The 594-nt window shown below is 68.9% G+C and carries 1 protein-coding gene; it reads left to right on the forward strand.

Going from position 1 to position 594, the window contains the following annotated elements:
* Positions 1 to 594, forward strand: a 594-nt coding sequence (locus FLX07_RS35935) for an SGNH/GDSL hydrolase family protein (protein ID WP_208762581.1), incomplete at both ends; no start/stop codon positions are given.

Consider the following 594-nt stretch of genomic DNA (forward strand, 5'->3'; position numbering starts at 1 on the left):
AACGGCGGGGTGCGGGTGATGCCGCTGGGCGACTCGATCACCGAGGGCACGCAGGTGCCCGGCGGCTACCGGATCGGGCTGTGGCAGCGCCTGGCCGCGGGCCGCTACACGACCGACTTCGTCGGATCGCAGTACAACGGACCGGGCAACCTGGGCGACCACGACCACGAGGGACACCCCGGGTGGCGGATCGACCAGATCGACGCGAACATCAACGGCTGGCTGCGCAACTCCACCCCGCGCACGGTACTGCTGCACATCGGCACCAACGACGTGCTGCAGAACTACAACGTGTCCGGCGCGCCGCAGCGGCTGTCCACGCTGATCGACCACATCACCGCGGCGGCGCCGAACGCCGACGTGTTCGTCGCGACCATCATCCCGCTGTCGAACTCCGGCCAGGAGGCCGCCGCCCGCAACTTCAACTCGGCGATCCCCGGCATCGTGCAGTCCAAGGTCAACAGCGGCAAGCGCGTCCACCTGGTCGACATGCACAGCAAGCTGACCACCGGCGACCTGATCGACGGCATCCACCCCACCGCCAACGGCTACGACAAGATGGCCGCCGCCTGGTACGCGGCGCTCCAGTCGGTC

The sequence above is a fragment of the Microbispora bryophytorum genome (assembly GCF_006874465.1).
GTDB classification, from domain to species: domain Bacteria; phylum Actinomycetota; class Actinomycetes; order Streptosporangiales; family Streptosporangiaceae; genus Microbispora; species Microbispora bryophytorum.